The organism is Burkholderia sp. AU30280, from assembly GCF_020420125.1.
In the GTDB taxonomy this organism is placed as follows: Bacteria; Pseudomonadota; Gammaproteobacteria; order Burkholderiales; family Burkholderiaceae; genus Burkholderia.
Genome location: NZ_JAIZRY010000004.1, coordinates 503435 through 520521 on the forward strand (window position 1 = coordinate 503435; position 17087 = coordinate 520521).

15 protein-coding genes are annotated in these 17087 nt (G+C 67.9%); 12 read left to right on the forward strand and 3 right to left on the reverse strand.

Annotation, left to right across the window (positions count from 1 at the left end):
* The 5 genes from LGN17_RS12600 to LGN17_RS12620 all read left to right on the forward strand — a co-directional run bounded on the left by LGN17_RS12600 (window position 1) and on the right by LGN17_RS12620 (window position 7018).
* Window positions 1-3918: a non-ribosomal peptide synthetase gene (locus tag LGN17_RS12600; RefSeq protein WP_226197108.1), complete on the forward strand. Its 3918-nt coding sequence runs from the start codon at window positions 1-3 to the stop codon at window positions 3916-3918.
* Window positions 3915-4709 carry a 2,3-dihydro-2,3-dihydroxybenzoate dehydrogenase gene (locus tag LGN17_RS12605; RefSeq protein WP_226197109.1) on the forward strand — a complete coding sequence of 265 codons (795 nt, stop codon included), beginning with the start codon at window positions 3915-3917 and terminating at the stop codon, window positions 4707-4709. Before LGN17_RS12600 ends, LGN17_RS12605 begins: the two co-directional genes overlap by 4 nt.
* 28 nt (window positions 4710-4737) lie before the next feature.
* Window positions 4738-5106: a hypothetical protein gene (locus LGN17_RS12610; RefSeq protein WP_226197110.1), complete on the forward strand. Its 369-nt coding sequence runs from the start codon at window positions 4738-4740 to the stop codon at window positions 5104-5106.
* Window positions 5087-6316: an MFS transporter gene (locus LGN17_RS12615; protein ID WP_226197111.1), complete on the forward strand. Its 1230-nt coding sequence runs from the start codon at window positions 5087-5089 to the stop codon at window positions 6314-6316. Before LGN17_RS12610 ends, LGN17_RS12615 begins: the two co-directional genes overlap by 20 nt.
* A 222-nt stretch (window positions 6317-6538) precedes the next feature.
* Window positions 6539-7018 carry a DUF2501 domain-containing protein gene (locus tag LGN17_RS12620; RefSeq protein ID WP_175956187.1) on the forward strand — a complete coding sequence of 160 codons (480 nt, stop codon included), beginning with the start codon at window positions 6539-6541 and terminating at the stop codon, window positions 7016-7018.
* A 132-nt stretch (window positions 7019-7150) separates the two neighbouring features.
* On the opposite strand, the gene LGN17_RS12625 is transcribed toward LGN17_RS12620, so the two are convergent.
* Both LGN17_RS12625 and LGN17_RS12630 read right to left on the reverse strand, forming a co-directional pair.
* A complete protein-coding gene (locus LGN17_RS12625; protein WP_059234078.1) occupies window positions 7151-7516 on the reverse strand; it encodes a hypothetical protein in 366 nt (121 codons plus the stop codon).
* Between the two features lie 311 nt (window positions 7517-7827).
* Window positions 7828-8589: a hypothetical protein gene (locus LGN17_RS12630; RefSeq protein ID WP_226197112.1), complete on the reverse strand. Its 762-nt coding sequence runs from the start codon at window positions 8587-8589 to the stop codon at window positions 7828-7830.
* Between the two features lie 124 nt (window positions 8590-8713).
* Here LGN17_RS12630 and LGN17_RS12635 point away from each other — a divergent pair, with 124 nt between their 5' ends.
* The 3 genes from LGN17_RS12635 to LGN17_RS12645 all read left to right on the forward strand — a co-directional run bounded on the left by LGN17_RS12635 (window position 8714) and on the right by LGN17_RS12645 (window position 12171).
* Window positions 8714-10150, forward strand: coding sequence for an aldehyde dehydrogenase family protein (locus LGN17_RS12635; RefSeq protein WP_226197113.1), 1437 nt, complete (start codon window positions 8714-8716; stop codon window positions 10148-10150).
* A gap of 123 nt (window positions 10151-10273) precedes the next feature.
* Window positions 10274-11464, forward strand: a complete 1191-nt coding sequence (locus LGN17_RS12640) for an NAD(P)H-dependent flavin oxidoreductase (protein WP_226197114.1) — start codon at window positions 10274-10276, stop codon at window positions 11462-11464.
* Between the two features lie 65 nt (window positions 11465-11529).
* Window positions 11530-12171 carry an OmpW/AlkL family protein gene (locus LGN17_RS12645; protein ID WP_175914602.1) on the forward strand — a complete coding sequence of 214 codons (642 nt, stop codon included), beginning with the start codon at window positions 11530-11532 and terminating at the stop codon, window positions 12169-12171.
* A 75-nt stretch (window positions 12172-12246) separates the two neighbouring features.
* On the opposite strand, the gene LGN17_RS12650 is transcribed toward LGN17_RS12645, so the two are convergent.
* A complete protein-coding gene (locus LGN17_RS12650; RefSeq protein ID WP_021159754.1) occupies window positions 12247-12450 on the reverse strand; it encodes a DUF1289 domain-containing protein in 204 nt (67 codons plus the stop codon).
* A 420-nt stretch (window positions 12451-12870) separates the two neighbouring features.
* On the opposite strand from LGN17_RS12650, the gene LGN17_RS12655 reads away from it, so the two are divergent.
* From LGN17_RS12655 to LGN17_RS12670, 4 genes are all read left to right on the forward strand, one after another.
* A complete protein-coding gene (locus LGN17_RS12655) occupies window positions 12871-13965 on the forward strand; it encodes a polyamine ABC transporter substrate-binding protein (RefSeq protein ID WP_175956172.1) in 1095 nt (364 codons plus the stop codon).
* Window positions 13966-14050: 85 nt separating this feature from the next.
* Complete coding sequence (locus LGN17_RS12660) at window positions 14051-15211, forward strand: ABC transporter ATP-binding protein (protein ID WP_175956170.1); 1161 nt, start codon at window positions 14051-14053, stop codon at window positions 15209-15211.
* Window positions 15208-16134 (forward strand): ABC transporter permease subunit, encoded by a 927-nt coding sequence (locus LGN17_RS12665; protein WP_175956168.1) that lies wholly within the window; start codon window positions 15208-15210, stop codon window positions 16132-16134. Before LGN17_RS12660 ends, LGN17_RS12665 begins: the two co-directional genes overlap by 4 nt.
* Window positions 16131-16952 (forward strand): ABC transporter permease subunit, encoded by an 822-nt coding sequence (locus tag LGN17_RS12670; RefSeq protein WP_226197115.1) that lies wholly within the window; start codon window positions 16131-16133, stop codon window positions 16950-16952. The genes LGN17_RS12665 and LGN17_RS12670 overlap by 4 nt, the downstream gene beginning before the upstream one ends.
* Window positions 16953-17087 lie beyond the last annotated feature (135 nt).

The following is a 17087-nucleotide window of genomic DNA, read 5'->3' on the forward strand; positions in this document are numbered from 1 at the left end:
ATGCAACTCGAAGAACGACCGATGCGCGCGACGTCCGCGCAATACGGAATCTGGGTCGCGCAGCAGGTCGATCCGGACGATCCGGGCTACCTGACGGCCGAAATCGTCGAACTCGACGGCGCACTCGACGCCGACGCGCTGACCGGGAGCGTCGAGGCGGTACTCGATCATGCCGACGCGCTGCACATGCGCTTCGCGTGGGCGGACGACCGGCTCTGGCAAATCCGCCGTGCGTCGAATACGCGTCTGCCGCTCGTGGACCTGTCGGCGCAAGCCGAGCCGGAGCAGGCGGCGCACCGCTGGATCAAGGCGTCGCTGGCGGTGTGCTGCGACGTGACGTCCGATCCGCTGTATCGCACCGCGCTGCTGAAGCTGTCGCCGACACGGCACTGGTGGTATCTGCAGGTTCATCACATCGCGCTCGACGGCTTCGGCTACGGGCTGCTGCAGCAGGCCGTCGCCGCCCGCTACAGCGCATGCATCGGCCATGCGCCGCCGCCGGCGTTGCCCGACTGGCGCGTGGATCGCGTCGTCGACGCCGAAGCGCGTTATCGCGAGGGCGGCGGCTTCGATACCGATCGCGTGTTCTGGCGCGAGCATCTGCGCGACGTGCCCGCGCCGCTCGTGCTCGCACCGAAACAGGACATCGCCGGCGACGCGCTGCGGGTCACGCGCGTCGTCGACGGCAGCCGGCTGGCCGCGCTCAGGCAAGCCGCCGAGCGCGCGGACGTCGACTGGAACGCGTGGCTGCTGTGCGCGACCGGAATCTGGCTGGCCCGGCAGGGCGGCCAGCGCGACCTGACGCTCGGGCTGCCGGTGATGAACCGTCTCGGCACGCCCGCGCTCGGCGTGCCGTGCATGGCGATGAACATCGTGCCGTTTCGCGTGCATGTCGACGCGGGCCATTCGCCGGGCGATCTCGCGCGCGCCTGTGCGGCGCAGCTGCGCGCGATCCGGCCGCACCTGTATTACCGCTACGGCTGGATTCGCGGCGATCTGGGTCTGCTCGAGGGCAATGCTTTCCTGTTCAACCAGGCCGTCAACGTGATGCCGTTCGAGCGGCAGGTCGCGTTCCGCGGGCTGGCGAGCGATACGCGCGCGGTGAGCGGCGGGCCGGTGAGGGACCTGAACGTGACGCTTGCCGTGCGCGGCGGCGCATGGCATTTGACGCTCGAGGCGAATCCGAACGCGTACGACGCCGCCACGCTGGCGGGCTACGCACAGGCCTTCCTGCACTGGCTCGACACGTTCGCCGCCTGCGCGGAGAACGAACCGGTCGCGCGTCTGCTGGACGACATACCGGCGCCGTCGATCGTGCGCGGCCCGCCGCTGCCCGGGCCGCACGACGACGTACTCGCGCTGATCGAGCGCGCCGCCGGCACGACGCATGCACGCACGGCGATCGAATCAGGGGATCGTCGCGTCGACTATCGGACGTTGCTCGCCGATACCGACGCGCTGGCGGCCGAGCTTGCGCGGCGCGGCGTGACGCGTGAGACACGCGTGGCGATCGCGGCGCCGCGCGCGCCGGACGTGATCGCGGCCATGCTGGCCGTGCTGAAGCTCGGCGCCGTCGTCGTGCCGCTCGATCCGGACGGGCCGCCGCAACGGACGGCCGCGATGCTGGCGGACGCGGCGCCCGCGCTCGTGATGACGCGCGGCGCGTATCGTGCATGCGCGGGCGCGTATCCGGTGCTCGATCTCGATGCGGCGCACGTCCCGGCGATGCGCCCCGCCTCGACACCGGACGAACCGGTACCGGACTCGCTGCCTGCGTATCTGTTGTACACGTCGGGGTCGACCGGCCGCCCGAACGGTGTGCTGATCGGACGCGGCGCGCTCGCGCAGTTCGTCGCGAGCACGCGCGGGTTGTATCGCATCGGGCCTGGCGATCGCGTGCTGCAGTTCGCGCCGCTGCATTTCGACGCGAGTTTCGAGGAGATCTTCGCGACGCTCTGCCACGGCGCGACGCTCGTGCTGCGGGACGACGCGATGCTCGATTCGGTCGAGACGTTCACGGCCGAAGTGGAGCGGCGCGGGATTACCGTGCTCGATCTGCCGACCGCCTACTGGCACGTGCTTGCGCATGCGCTCGACGCGCGTCATGCGCGTCGGCTCGAGCGCGTGCGCCTGACGATCATCGGCGGCGAGGCTGCATTGCCGGAGCGAATCCGGCGCTGGCGCACGCACCTGCCGCATCAGGCGCTGCTCAACACCTACGGGCCGACCGAGGCGACGATCATTGCGACCGCGGCGTGCGTCGGCGGCCCGGATGCGACCTGGCGGGACGGCGAGCCGGTGCCGATCGGCACGCCGCGCGCGGGTGTCGACGTGTGCATCGTCGACGAGCGCGGATACCCGGTTGCCGAGGGGCGCACGGGCGAACTGATGCTGAGTGGCGGCGGCCTGGCGCTTGCGTATGCCGGCAATCCCGCGCTGACGTCGGAGCGGTTCGTGACCTTGCCGCGCGGCGGCCGGCGGGCGTACCGCACCGGCGATCTCGCGACGCTGCGTGACGGCCGGCTGTATTTCGACGGCCGGATCGATCACGAAGTGAAGATCAGCGGCGTGCGCATCGACCCGCGCGAGATCGAGGACGCGCTGCTGCGCGTGCCGGACGTGCGCGAGGCGGCGGTGGTCGCATCGCGCAGCGGGGCGGGGACCGTGACGCTCGCGGCGTTCGTCGCCGGGCCGGCCGAAGCTGCCGCGTTGCGTACGCAACTCGCGCAGCGCCTGCCTGCCGCCGCGATTCCGGATCGTTGCCATGTGCTCGAGCGGCTGCCGCGCAACGCGAACGGCAAGATCGATCGCCAGGCGCTGCAGCGGTTCGATGCGCGGCGCGATGACGCGGCCGACGATCCGCGCACCGGCGCGCTCGAGCGGCAGGTGATGGCCGTGTGGCGCAACGTACTCGGCGACGTCGCGCTGACGCCGGACACCAACTTCTTCGACATCGGCGGCAAGTCGCTGCAGGCGATGCAGGCGAGCGCAAGGCTCGCGACGGAGCTCGGGCGGGACGTGCCCGTATCGATGCTGTTCCGGCATCCGACCATCGCGGCGCTGACTGCCGCATTGCGCACGCCGCTGCCGTATCGGCCGCGCACCGAACGCCATGCGTTCGCCCCGCACCTGGCGATCCAGACGGCCGCGGGGGATGCCCCGCGGCTCGTCTGCATTCATCCGGCCGACGGTCTCGCGTGGAGCTACCTGCGTCTCGCGGCCTACCTGCCCGACGCGACGGTCGACGGACTGCAGCTCTGCGTCGACGATACGCGCGGCGCGGCCGATTTCGACGCACTCGTCGAGACCTATGTGCGACGCGTACGGGCGCTTCAACCGGATGGTCCGTATCACCTGCTCGGCTGGTCGCTCGGCGGCGCGCTCGCGTATGGCGTCGCAGCCGCGCTGGCGAGCGACGGCTGCACGGTCGGCACGGTCGCGCTGATGGACAGCTATCCGTCGTCGGCCTGGGCGGCGCGGCCGCGGCCGGTACGCGGCGACGCACTGCGGATCCTGCTGACGGTCAATGGCGACTTCGATACGGCGGAGCTGTCCGACGCGGCACTGCGGCAGCGCCTGCTGCGCGCGGGCAGCCCGTTCGCGACGCTCGGCGGCGCGGGCCTCGACGCATTCGTCGAGGCCACGCTGTGGCAGATGCGGCAGTTCCGGGCGGCATCGACACCACGCTACGACGGCGAAGTGCTGCTCTTCAACGCGACCCGCAAGCGACGCGGCACGCCGTCGCCCGAGAGCTGGGACGCGCACCGGCCTCCCGCGTCGACGATCTGCGTGGCGCTCGACTGCTCGCACGACGGGATGTCGGATCCTGAACCGATGGCGGCGATCGGCGCCGTCCTGACCGAACGGCTCGCGTCATGCGCGGGCCCGGCGCATCAAGCACGGAATTCGAATCGATGAACAGTAAAACGAACCTGACTTTTCCGGCCGGCGTGGCCATCGTGACCGGTGCGGCGCGAGGGATCGGCGCCGCGGTTGCGCGTGCGCTCGCCGAACTCGGTGTCGACGTGGCCGCGTTCGATGCGGACGGCGACGCACTGGCGCGCGCCGTCGCCGACCGCCGGCCGGCGCCCGGGCGCATGCATGCATTCGAGGTCGATGTCGCCGACGCGCATGCCGTGCGCACGGCGGTCGAGCGAGTGGAAGCGTCCGTCGGTCCGATCGGGATGCTTGCGAACGTCGCCGGTGTGTTGCGGCTGGCGAGCACGACGTCGCTGACGGACGACGACTGGGCGCATTGCTTCGGGGTGAACGCGCACGGCGTGTTCCACCTGTCGCGAGCAGTCGCGCCGCACATGATCGCGCGGCGGGCGGGCAGCATCGTGACCGTCGGCTCGAACGCGGCGCTCGTGCCGCGCACGCAGATGGCCGCGTATGCGGCATCGAAGGCGGCCGCTCACCAGTTCACCCGTTGTCTCGGGCTCGAGCTGGCCGGTCACGGCATTCGCTGCAATATCGTCGCACCGGGCTCGACCGATACGCCGATGCAGCGCCAGCTCTGGGCGGGCCCCGAAGGGCCGGCGGGCGTCATCGGCGGGTCGCTCGGCACCTATCGAACCGGTATTCCGCTCGGCCGCATCGCGGCTCCCGAGGATATTGCCGAAGCCGTGCTGTTCCTGCTGTCCGACGCGTCGCGCCACGTCACGCTGCACACGCTGTGCGTGGACGGCGGCGCGACACTGGGCGTGTGAGGCGCGATCGGTTGCCAGGGCACAAGCGATGAAACACCTGACCGTACTGACCGGGCAGGGCGCGGCGGACGCTTTCGCGCAGCCGCGCCAGGACGAGCGGCTGCGCGTCGGCGTGCGCCTGCCGTCTCCCGACACCCTGCGCCGCGACGTGCCGGCGTCGTTCGCCGCGCTGGCGACCGTCGACGCGGGACGCTCGCAGTCGCGCGCGATTCTCGGGCGGCGCGCTGCGCGCCGGCTGCTCGGTGACCGATCCGTGCATCGGCTGGGAGGCGACCGAGGACGCGCTGCTGCATGCGCGCAGCCGGCTGCGCGAGCGGGCGCGCCGACGTGGCCGACATACGCCGCTTTTCCCCCATTTCTTCATCATCAACGCAACCATGTCTACCACTTCTGCTGACACCCTGAATACGCCGGCCGGTGCCGGCGCGTCTTTCCTGCCGCTGCTGCTCGCGAATTTCTCGATGGTCGCGGGGACCTATGCATTCGTCACGGTCGCGGGCCCGATGGCGCGCCGCATGCATCTCGCGCCGCTGCACATCGGCGCGATCATCGGCATCGTCGGTCTCGTGTGGATGCTGGCCGCACCGCGCTGGGCGCGGGTTGCGGACCTGCGCGGACGGCTGCCGGCGATGCGTGCCGCGATCGGCGGCTTCGTCGCGAGTTCGCTGCTGCTGACGGGTTACGTCGGCTGGGCGCTGCGCAACGGCGGTACGGCCGTTCCGGCTGTCTGGACCGGCTTCGTCGCGCTGCTTGTGACGCGAGCGGCGATGGGCGGCTGCTATGCGGGGCTGCCGGTTGCCGCGACCGCATGGATTGCAGACCGGACCGCCGTCGAGGGGCGGGCGGGGGCGATTGCCAGGTTCGGCGCCGCGGGTGCCGTCGGGATGGTCGTCGCGCCGCCGCTGGCCGGCTGGATCGCCGGATACGACATGACGCTCGCGCTGGCGGTGTTTGCGCTGTTGCCGCTGGCCGGGCTGGCCGGATTGCGCGGCCAGCGCGAAGGGCACGAATACGCGGTGCGGCAGGCGCCGCCGCGCCTGAAGCCGACCGAGCCGCGCCTGCGCTTGCCCTGGTTCAGTGCGCTGGCGCTTTATAGCGCGGTGATGATCGCGAACAGCGCACTCGGGTTTTACGTGATCGACCGGCTGGGCGTGAGCGCGCAGGCCGCGTCGCTCACGACGGGCTATGCGCTCGGCAGCGCGGGCCTCGGCCTGATCGCGATGCAGGCGCTGGTCGGGCGTTTGCGGGTGGTCGCCCCGATGCAGTGGCTGCGATGGGGCGCACTCGTCGCCGGCGCCGGATTCGCGTCGGTTCTGGTGGCCGGAGCCGCGCAGCCGCTGCTGCTGTGTGCAAGCTATCTCGTGGCGGCATGCGGAATGGGGGCGGCGTTTCCCGCTGCAGCGGCGCTGGCGAGCGCGCGCGTGGCGGCCCACGAGCAGGCCGCCTGTGCGGGGGCGATGTCGATGGCCCAGGGGCTCAGCATGGTGATCGGACCGCTCGCCGGCGCGATGCTGTACGAGTTGCATCCGGCCCTGCCGTTCGTGTCGATCGGCGTAATCCTGGCAGGCGTTTCCGCTGCCGCGTCGTGGCGCGGATCGCACGCGTAGCGCTGCATGCGCCGGTGCCGTGCGACACGCGTCGGCTGTCGGCTCATGGCACGAGCGACGGCCGGCGGCACCGGCTCGTTACGTCAAGCTTTGTCAAATTGTCGAAAAAACGGCCGGCCGGGCATATCCGGCGGCCCAGCGGGGGCTCTCAGGTGCGGGTTGATTGAGTATCCTTGAATGCGATTCGCGGTACTCATGCAATCACCACTCGGGAGGCTCTACATGAATGCACGTCTATACCGCGCGACCGTTGCCGGCGCGCTGATCGGGTTGCTCGCACCGTTTTCGGTGGCGCATGCGCAGCTCGGCGATGTCCTGAAGCAGGTCGGCGGCGGTGGCGATTCAGGCGGCAGCGCGGGCGGTGCGCTCGGCAATCTCGGCGGGCTCGGCGGTGCCCTGACGGGCGGGGGCGGTTCATCGCTGATGCCGGGCAGCACCGGCAACGTCGCGGGCATTCTGCAGTTCTGCATCCAGAACAACTATCTCGGCGGGGCGTCCGGCGGCGCGTCGTCGGTGAAGGACGCACTGATGGGCAAGCTCGGCGGCGGTGCGTCGTCCGACAGCGGCTATACGAGCGGCGCGAGCGGGATCCTCGATGCCGGCAATGGCAACAAGCTCGACCTGAGCGGCGGTGGGCTGAAGCAGCAGGTCACCAAGCAGATCTGCGACAAGGTGCTGGCGCAAGGGAAGTCGCTGCTGTAAGCGCCGCGGCGCGTGGCGGCGCAGCGTGCGGTGCGCGACGTACCGTTACGCACAGGTCATTCCGGCTGCCGCGCACCCATCATCGACGAGAAGACGGGCGGCCGCGCGCTGCCGCGGCCCGCACGCATGGACTCAATCGGCCAGCCGCTTGTCGGCGAGCGCCTTGCAGCAGTCTTCGTAAACCCATTGCACGAGTTTCGCCCGATAGTCGAGATCGTCGGTATCGACGATTTCCTCGACCGCGTCGCGCGCCCATGACGCATCGACGAACCCGGCGTGCCGCTTCGCGATGTCCTGCGCGAGCGCCGCGAGCTTGGCAACGGCCAGCCAGTCGGCCTGGCGGTGATGGCGGTCGAGCCAGCGGTGCGCAGCCTGGACCTGGAACGTGGCGTCCGGCCACGATTCGTTGAGGTAAAACGCGCCGAGATTGCCGCAGGTGAGCCAGCAAAGCAGTTCCAGGCGGTCTTGCGAGCCGAGTGTATGGGGTGCGTCGGACATGGCAGCGCTCACGAAATTCGTCGATTCCGGGCGGCGCCGGTTGGTTGCAATGGGCCGGTGCCGATAATAAAAACATAGCACGATGCGGACCCGGCCGCGCACCCGGGCGGATGCTGACATGGCGGCGACGAAACGGACCCTGCGCCGGCGTGGACGGCCGACGGCAGAGTGAGGGGGAGCGGGAACGGAAAGCGCGCGAACGCATGAGGAACCGCGCGGGAAGAAGCGGCCCGGAACCGGCCGCTTGCGCCGCGATGCGGACCGGTTGCCGACCCGCCGCAGCCCGGCGCGCGGGCTGCGGATGAGCGGGATCAGGCCGTCGTGTGCGTGGCGCGCGCGATCGAGCGGATGCTGCGCTCGACGCGGATCAGGATGATCAGCACCGCGAGCGACACGAACGAATACAGCGCGACGAGTGCGGCGACGCCCGCGTAGCGCGCGGTCTGGCCATTCTCGGCGGCCGTTTCTTCCGCGGCCTTCTTTTCGTTGTCGATCGCGGTCCGGCGTGCATCGTAGCGCTCGGAGAAGTCGCGCATGACCGCCGACACGACGTCGGTGTACGCCTGTTCGCGCGCATATTCGTCGTCGTGCCCGGAGACCTTCTTCTTGACGCTGGCCGCGACGTCCGCGCGCGACAGCACCTTGTCGAGATACGCGATCTGCTGCTCGTAGTACGCGACGTCCGGATGGTCGTCGTCGCCGAGCACGCGCTGGAACGACGGCTCGTACGCGTCGCGATCGACCGCGTAGTCCGGCGACAGGGCCGCCCGGCCGTGCTTCTGCACGATGCCCGACAGGCGCGTCGACAGGCGCAGCGCGGGCGACGCGTTGTCGTCCTTGGCTGCCGCGCCGTCGGCGGCCGGCGTGGCCTTGGCGGGTGCGTCGTTCTCCCACGCGAACGACGCTGGATCGACCTGGATGGCCGAATCGACCTTCGGCGGTTTCGAGAGGCGCGCATCGAGTGCGATCGCGCCGAAAATGACCCCGCCGATCAGGACCGCGGTCGCGAACAACAGCACGATCACGCGCAGTACCTGAAGATAGCCGCCCTCGATTTTGGTCAGGATGCTCAAGGCATTCTCCTTTCTTATGATGAATGAGGCGCCGAGGCTAAAGACCTTTCCAATGGCTGTCAATCGTCACACCGGTGGACTGAAACGCTCGCTAGAATGTCGGCTTTCCTGGAGGCGGAAAGCGATGAAAATCTACGACCAGTTCTATATCGACGGCGCGTGGCGCAAACCGGCCGGCACCGGCACGATCGACGTGATCGACTCGGGCACCGAAGCCGTGATCGGCCGGATTCCGGAAGGCGTCGCGTCCGACGCGCAGGACGCGATCCGCGCGGCGCGCGCAGCCTTCGACGCGTGGGCGGCTACGCCGGCCGCGACGCGCGCGGGCTACCTGCGCAAGATCGTCGAGCATCTGCAGGCGCGCAGCGAGGAACTCGCGCAGTCGATCACCGGCGAAGTCGGGATGCCGATCAAGCTGTCGCGTGCGATCCAGGTCGGCGGCCCGATCTACAACTGGAAGGCGTACGCGAAGCTTGCGGAGTCGTTCGAGTTCGAGGCACAGGTCGGCAACTCGCTCGTCGTGCGCGAGCCGGTCGGCGTCGTCGCGGCGATCACGCCGTGGAACTATCCGCTCAACCAGGTGACGCTGAAGGTCGCGCCGGCGCTCGCAGCCGGCTGCACGGTCGTCCTGAAGCCGTCCGAGGTCGCGCCGCTCAACGCGTTCATGCTCGCCGAAGCGATTCACGAAGCCGGGCTGCCGGCCGGCGTGTTCAACCTCGTGTGCGGCTATGGCCCGGTGGTCGGCGAGGTGCTCGCCACCGACCCGGACGTCGACATGGTGTCGTTCACCGGCTCGACGCGCGCCGGCAAGCGCGTGGCCGAGCTGGCGGCCGCGGGCGTCAAGCGCGTCGCGCTCGAGCTGGGCGGCAAGTCGGCGTCGGTGATCCTCGACGATGCCGATTTCGCGACGGCGGTGAAGGGCACGGTCAACGCGTGCTACCTGAACGCGGGGCAGACCTGCTCGGCGCACACGCGGATGCTGGTGCCGGAAGCGCGCTACGAAGAGGCGCGCGAGCTCGCGAAGGCGGCGGCAGAAACCTACGTCGCCGGCGATCCGCGGCAGGACGCGACGCGCCTTGGCGCGCTTGCGTCGGCCGTCCAGCAGCAGCGTGTGCAGGACTACATCCGGCGCGGGATCGACGAAGGCGCGGAACTCGTGACGGGCGGCACGGGCATGCCGGAAGGGCTCGCGAAGGGCTTCTTCGTGAAGCCGACCGTGTTCGGCCGGGTCGATCCGAAATCGACGATCGCGCAGGAAGAAATCTTCGGGCCGGTGCTGTCGATCATCACGTATCGCGATGAAGACGAGGCCGTGCGAATCGCGAACGATTCGCCGTACGGGCTCGGCGGCGCGGTGTGGGCCGGCAGCGACGAACGCGCGATGCGCATCGCGCGCCGCATCCGCACCGGGCAGGTCGACATCAACGGCGGCACGTGGAACATGGCCGCGCCGTTCGGCGGCTACAAGCAGTCGGGACACGGCCGCGAGAACGGCGTGTACGGGCTCGAAGAATATCTCGAGTACAAGTCGATGCAGCTCAAGCCCGCGAAGCCGGCCTGAGCGTTTCTCACGGCCCGAACCGGAAACGGCACGCTCGCGTGCCGTTTTTTTATTGACGGGCGTCAAGGTGCGCGTCGGTGGATCGTCGATCATCGCGGTTCCGATGTTCCGATGAGGTTTCAGATGACCGTACGCACTTCCTTTCCGCCGCTGACGATTCGCGGCCGCACCTTGCTGCCCGTCGTGCAGGGCGGCATGGGCGTCGGTATCTCCGCGCACCGGCTGGCGGGCAGCGTCGCGTGCGAAGGCGCGGTCGGCACGATCGCGAGCATCGACCTGCGTCACCATCATGCGGACCTGCTCGCGCGTTGCCGAGCGCAACCCGATCGCGCGACGCTCGAGGCCGCGAACCTCGAGGCGCTCGCGCGCGAGATCCGCCTCGCGAAGACCTACAGCGAAGGGCGCGGGATGATCGCGGTCAACGTGATGAAGGCCGTGAGCGCGCATGCGGACTACGTGCGGGTGGCGTGTGACGAGGGGGCGGACGCGATCGTGATGGGCGCGGGCCTGCCGCTCGACCTGCCCGACCTGACGCAAGGACACGACATCGCGCTGATCCCGATCCTGTCGGACAGCCGCGGGATCGCGCTCGTGCTGAAGAAGTGGATGAAGAAGGGGCGCCTGCCCGACGCGATAGTGATCGAGCATCCGGCGCATGCGGGCGGCCATCTCGGCGTCACGCAGATCGACGACATGCACGACCTTCGATTCGATTTCGCGCGCGTGCTCGACGAAACCGCTCAGGTGATGGCATCGCTCGGGCTCGCGCGCGAAACGATCCCGTTGATCGTTGCGGGCGGGATCAACAGTCACGACGCGGTGCGTGCGGCGCTCGAGGCCGGCGCGAACGGCGTGCAGGTCGGGACACCGTTCGCGGTGACGGAAGAAGGCGATGCGCATCCGCACTTCAAGCGTGTGCTGGCCGACGCGACGCCCGACGACATCGTCGAATTCGTCAGCGTGACGGGGCTGCCGGCACGTGCGGTGAAGACGCCGTGGCTCGATCGTTACCTGCGCAACGAGGCGCGCATCCGCACCAAGCTCGGCGCGCTGAAGCAGCGTTGCCCGACCGCGCTCGAATGCCTGAGCGTATGCGGCTTGCGCGACGGCATCGAGAAGTTCGGCCATTTCTGCATCGACACGCGGCTTGCGGCTGCATTGCGCGGCGACGTCGCGAACGGGCTGTTCTTCCGTGGCCGCGAAGCGTTGCCGTTCGGCCGTGCGATCCGCAGCGTGCGCGATTTGCTCGATCTGCTGCTGACGGGCCATGCGACCGAGCCTGCGGCAAACCGTCCCACGTTTACGCTGGCTTGACGGATATCAACATGACGAAAAGACCCTGCAGGGAGAATGGAAACCATTCTTTGGGGGTCCGTACCATGCATAAAACGATTCGAACTTGTGTTACCGCTGCCGCCGTTGCGGCCGCTTTCGCCGCGATGCCTTCGCTGTCGCACGCGGCCTCTCCCGGCGACGGCATCAACCAGGGCGACGTTCTGGTCCGGCTGCGTGCGATCAGCATCCAGCCGAACGAACGCGCGAGCGATACGCTGGGCGCGCTGAACGTCGGCGTGAACAACGCGATCGTGCCCGAGCTCGACTTCACGTACATGATCCGCGACTACCTCGGCGTCGAACTGATCCTCGGCACGTCGAGGCACCAGCTGACGTCGAGCCTCGGCAATCTCGGCGGCGTGGGCGTGCTGCCGCCGACGCTGCTGCTGCAGTACCACTTCAACCACGCCGGCAAGGTGCGTCCGTACGTCGGCGCGGGGGTGAACTACACGTACTTCTACAACAACGGGCTCAACGTCGGCGGGGAGGGCGTGTCGATCAACAAGAGCAGCTTCGGCCCCGCGCTGCAGTTCGGCGTCGACGTGCAGTTGACGAAGAAGGTGTTCATGAACGTCGACGTGAAGAAGATCTGGATGAGCACCGATGCGACGCTCGGCGACAAGGGCATCGGCACGCTGCACATCGATCCGCTGATCGTCGGCGTGGGCGTCGGGATGAAGTTCTAGGCGCGTTCGGAAAAGAACAGAGTTGGGGTTGGCGGCATGGCGGTCGGCATGCCGCTTTTTTTATGCGCGGCGGATTTACAGCTTGTCGTACTGGAAGCGCATCGCGGTGCCTTCGCGCTGGATGCGCTCCCACACCGCGCGCTTTTCGTCGTCGCTCAGGAACACCCAGTTCGACACCTCGGCGGCCGTGCGGCCGCAGCCCTTGCAGACTTCGTCGAAGAGGGTCGAGCACACGCCGATACAGGGGCTGTCGGGCAGGTCGTGGAGATTGGAGGCCATCGGAAGGGTGCACGCAGTTGAATCGTCAGCCGCCATTTTAATGCATCGCGGCCGGACGGTCGGACGGGGGCGGCCAGCATGCCGCACCGGTGCCGTGACTCGACGGTACGGCCGGGTTCGGGCACAGCCGTCAGCCGGTTCGCGGCCGGCCGGCGCACGCGGTTTCGCCGCCGCCCGTTTTTCCCGGTGGACAGCCGCCGATTACCCGATAGAATTCCCCGGGAGCACCCCGCCGCACGGGCGGCCAGCCTGGCCGGCGGCGGGAATTTGTTCCGTTTGCGCGACACCGGCATGATTTTTTTGTGACGGCGCGCGAATGATGGTAGTTTTCGGGGTTTTCGAGGGGCGGCGCGCCAGAATGCGCCGCCATGACGAGGCAGACGGCAGCCGGACACACGGTCCGGCCGGAGGGAGAACGGGATGAAAGCAAAGGTAGTGGGCCGGTTCGCGGCGCTCGCGCTGTGCGTGGGTGCATCGGCGGCAGCGGCGAAGGATACGCAGCTCAATGTCTATAACTGGTCGGACTACATTGCGAAGGACACGATCCCGAACTTCGAGAAGCAGACGGGCGTCAAGGTCCGCTACGACAACTACGACAGTGACGACACGCTGCAGGCGAAGCTGCTGACGGGCAGCTCGGGCTACGACATCGTCGTGCCGACCAGCAACTATGCGGGCAAGCAGATCGCCGCCGGCATCTTCGCGCCGCTCGACAAGTCGAAGCTGCCGAACCTCAAGTACCTCGACCCGCAACTGATGGCGCTCGTCGCCGGCGCGGATCCGGGCAACAAGTATTCGGTGCCCTGGGCATACGGCACGACCGGTCTCGCGTACAACCTGACCAAGGCGCAGCAGGCGCTCGGCAAGGTGCCGCTCGACAACTGGGACATCCTGTTCAAGCCGGAAAACCTGTCGAAGCTGAAGACCTGCGGCGTGTCGGTGCTCGACGCGCCCGACCAGATGTTCGCGGCGGCGCTGCACTACATCGGCAAGGATCCGATGAGCACGAACCCGGCCGACTACAAGGCCGCGATGGACGTGCTGAAGAAGATCCGCCCGTACATCACGCAATTCAACTCGTCGGGCTACATCAACGACCTGGTCGGCGGCGACATCTGCTTCGCGTTCGGCTGGTCGGGCGACGTCGTGATCGCGAAGCATCGCGCGATCGAGGCGAAGAAGCCGTACAAGATCGAGTACTACATTCCGAAGGGCGGCGCGCCGGTCTGGTTCGACGTGATGGCGATTCCGAAGGACGCGAAGAACAAGGAAGCGGCCCTCGAGTGGATCAACTACATCGAGGATCCGAAGGTCCACGCGGCGATCACGAACGCGGTGTACTACCCGAGCGCCAACGCCGAGGCACGCAAGTACGTGCGGCCCGACGTCGCGAACGACCCGGCCGTGTATCCGCCGGCCGACGTCGTGAAGACGCTGTTCCTGCTCAAGCCGCTGCCGCCCGAAATCCAGCGTCTGCAGACGCGTCTGTGGACCGAGCTGAAGTCGGGCCGCTGATACGAGCCGATGTTCCCAGCAGTCATGAAGCCCCTGGTGTCCCCGGGGGCTTTGTTCGTTCAACGCAGGAGAGAAGCAGCACATCATGAATAGCCAGTCGGGTGCGCCGGTCGCGGGCGCACCGTCCTCCGTTTTCTCCTCCGGCGCCGATGCGCGCGCCGAGAACTTTGTCCAGATCGTCGACGTCGTCAAGAAATTCGGCGACACCGAAGCCGTGCGCAGCGTCAACCTGACCGTGCGCCAGGGCGAGCTGTTCGCGCTGCTCGGCAGCTCGGGCTGCGGCAAGTCGACGTTGCTGCGGATGCTCGCGGGCCTCGAGACGGTCACGTCGGGCAAGATCCTGATCGACGGCGAGGACCTCGCGCAGATGCCGCCGTACAAGCGGCCCGTGAACATGATGTTCCAGTCGTATGCGCTGTTCCCGCACATGTCGGTCGAGTCGAACGTCGCGTTCGGTCTCAAGCAGGAAGGCACGCCGAAGGCCGAGCTGAAGGAGCGCGTCGCGTCGGCGCTCGAACTCGTGCAGATGAGCAAGTACGCGAAGCGCAAGCCGCATCAGCTGTCCGGCGGCCAGCAGCAGCGCGTCGCGCTCGCACGCTCGCTGGTCAAGCGGCCGAAGCTGCTGCTGCTCGACGAGCCGATGTCCGCGCTCGACAAGCAGATCCGCCAGCGCACGCAGATCGAGCTCGTCAACATCCTGAACAAGGTCGGCGTCACCTGCATCATGGTCACGCACGACCAGGAAGAGGCGATGACGATGGCCAATCGCCTCGCGGTGATGAGCGAAGGGCAGATCGTGCAGATCGGCTCGCCGAACGAAGTGTACGAATATCCGAACAGCCGCTTCTCGGCCGAATTCATCGGCTCGACGAACCTGTTCGACGGCGTGACCGTCGAGGACGAGCCCGACCACGTGTATATCGAGTCGCCGGAGCTGCCGAGCCGGCTGTACGTGAGCCACGGGATTTCGGGCCCGCTCGGGATGCCGGTCACGGTGTCGGTGCGCCCCGAACGGATCGCGCTGACGCGCAAGCCGCCCGAAGGCGCGTTCAACTGGGCCCGCGGCCGGATCAGCAACGTCGCGTACATGGGCGGCTACTCGCTGTATCACGTGAAGCTCGAAGCGGGCAAGACGGTGATCGCGAACGTGTCGAGCCTCGCGATTTCGGAGCTCGACACGCCGGCGCTCGGCGACGAGATCTACGTGCGCTGGAGCGCGACTGCCGGCGTGGTGCTGACGTCATGACCGCGTTCAAGTCCATGCTCTCGTGGCCGGTGCGGCGTTTCAACCTGACGGGCGCCACGGCGGTCGTCGCGGGGCCGTTCACGTGGCTCGTGCTGTTCTTCCTCGTGCCGTTCGTGCTGGTCGTCAAGATCAGTTTCGCGGAGCTGCAGCTCGGCATCCCGCCGTACACGGAGCTTGCGTCGTACACCGACGGCGTCGTGCACGTCGCGCTGAACCTGTCGCACTACGCGTTCCTGTTCACCGACAGCCTGTATTTCGCGACCTACGTGAACTCGGTGTGGGTGGCCGCCGTGACGACGCTGCTGTGTCTGCTGATCGGCTATCCGATGGCGTACTACATCGCGCGCTCGAACCCGGCGACCCGCAACCTGCTGATGATGGGCGTGATGCTGCCGTTCTGGACGTCGTTCCTGATCCGCGTGTACGCGTGGATCGGCATCCTGAAGAACAACGGGCTGCTGAACAACTTCCTGATGTGGATCGGCCTCACGCACACGCCGATCGAGCTGTATCGCACCAACTACGCGGTGTACATCGGGATGGTCTATTCGTACCTGCCGTTCCTCGTGATGCCGCTCTACGCGCACCTCGTGAAGATGGACCTGCGCCTGCTCGAGGCCGCGTACGACCTGGGAGCCAAACCCTGGAAGGCGTTCGTGCAGATCACGCTGCCGCTGTCGAAGAACGGGATCATCGCGGGCTGCCTGCTCGTGTTCATCCCGGCGGTGGGCGAGTACGTGATTCCCGAGCTGCTCGGCGGCGCGAACACGCTGATGATCGGCCGCGTGATGTGGAATGAGTTCTTCAACAACGCAGACTGGCCGATGGCGTCGGCGGTGACCTGCGCGATGGTGCTGCTGCTGCTCGTGCCGATGGCGATGTTCCAGCACTTCCAGGCGAAGGAGCAGGAGGCCCGTCGATGAAGCCGAATCGTTACCTGCAGTTCGCGGCGCTGTTTGCCGGCTTCGCGTTCCTGTACATCCCGATCATCAGCCTGATCGTCTATTCGTTCAACGAGTCGAAGCTCGTCACAGTGTGGTCGGGTTTCTCGTTCAAGTGGTACGCGGCGCTCGTCGAGGACGACGAGTTGCTGACGGCCGCGTGGCTGTCGCTGAAGATCGGCGTGCTGACCGCGTTCGCGTCGGTGTTCATCGGCACGTGGGCCGGCTTCGTGCTCGCGCGGATGGGGCGCTTTCGCGGTTTCGCGCTGTTCAGCGGGATGATCAACGCGCCGCTCGTGATTCCCGAGGTGATCCAGGGGATCTCGCTGCTGCTGCTGTTCATCGAGCTGGCGAAGTGGATCGGCTGGCCGGCCGAGCGCGGCATCTTCACGATCTGGCTCGGCCACGTGATGCTGTGCATCTCGTACGTCGCGATCATCGTGCAGTCGCGCGTGCGCGAGCTGAATCCGTCGCTGGAAGAAGCCGCGCTCGATCTCGGCGCGACGCCGCTGAAGGTGTTCTTCACGATCACGCTGCCGCTGATCTCGCAGGCGCTGATCGCGGGCTGGCTGCTGTCGTTCACGCTGTCGATCGACGACCTCGTGCTGTCGGCGTTCCTGTCGGGCCCCGGCTCGACGACGCTGCCGCTCGTCGTGTTCTCGCGCGTGCGCCTCGGGCTGAACCCGGAAATGAACGCGCTCGCGACGCTGTTCATCATCGCGGTGACCGCCGGCGTCGTGATCGCGAACTTCGTGATGCTGCGGCAGGAGCGCAAGCGGATGGCGGGGTTCGCGGCCTGACGTTCAGGTCGTGATCGCCATGGAAAACGCCCGGTGCCGAAGATGAGTCGGGCCGGGCGTTTTGTTTGGGTGGCGCCGCGTGTGGATCGGCCCCGGTCAGGATGCGATTGCGACGGACGAGGGGCGCCGGCGCCA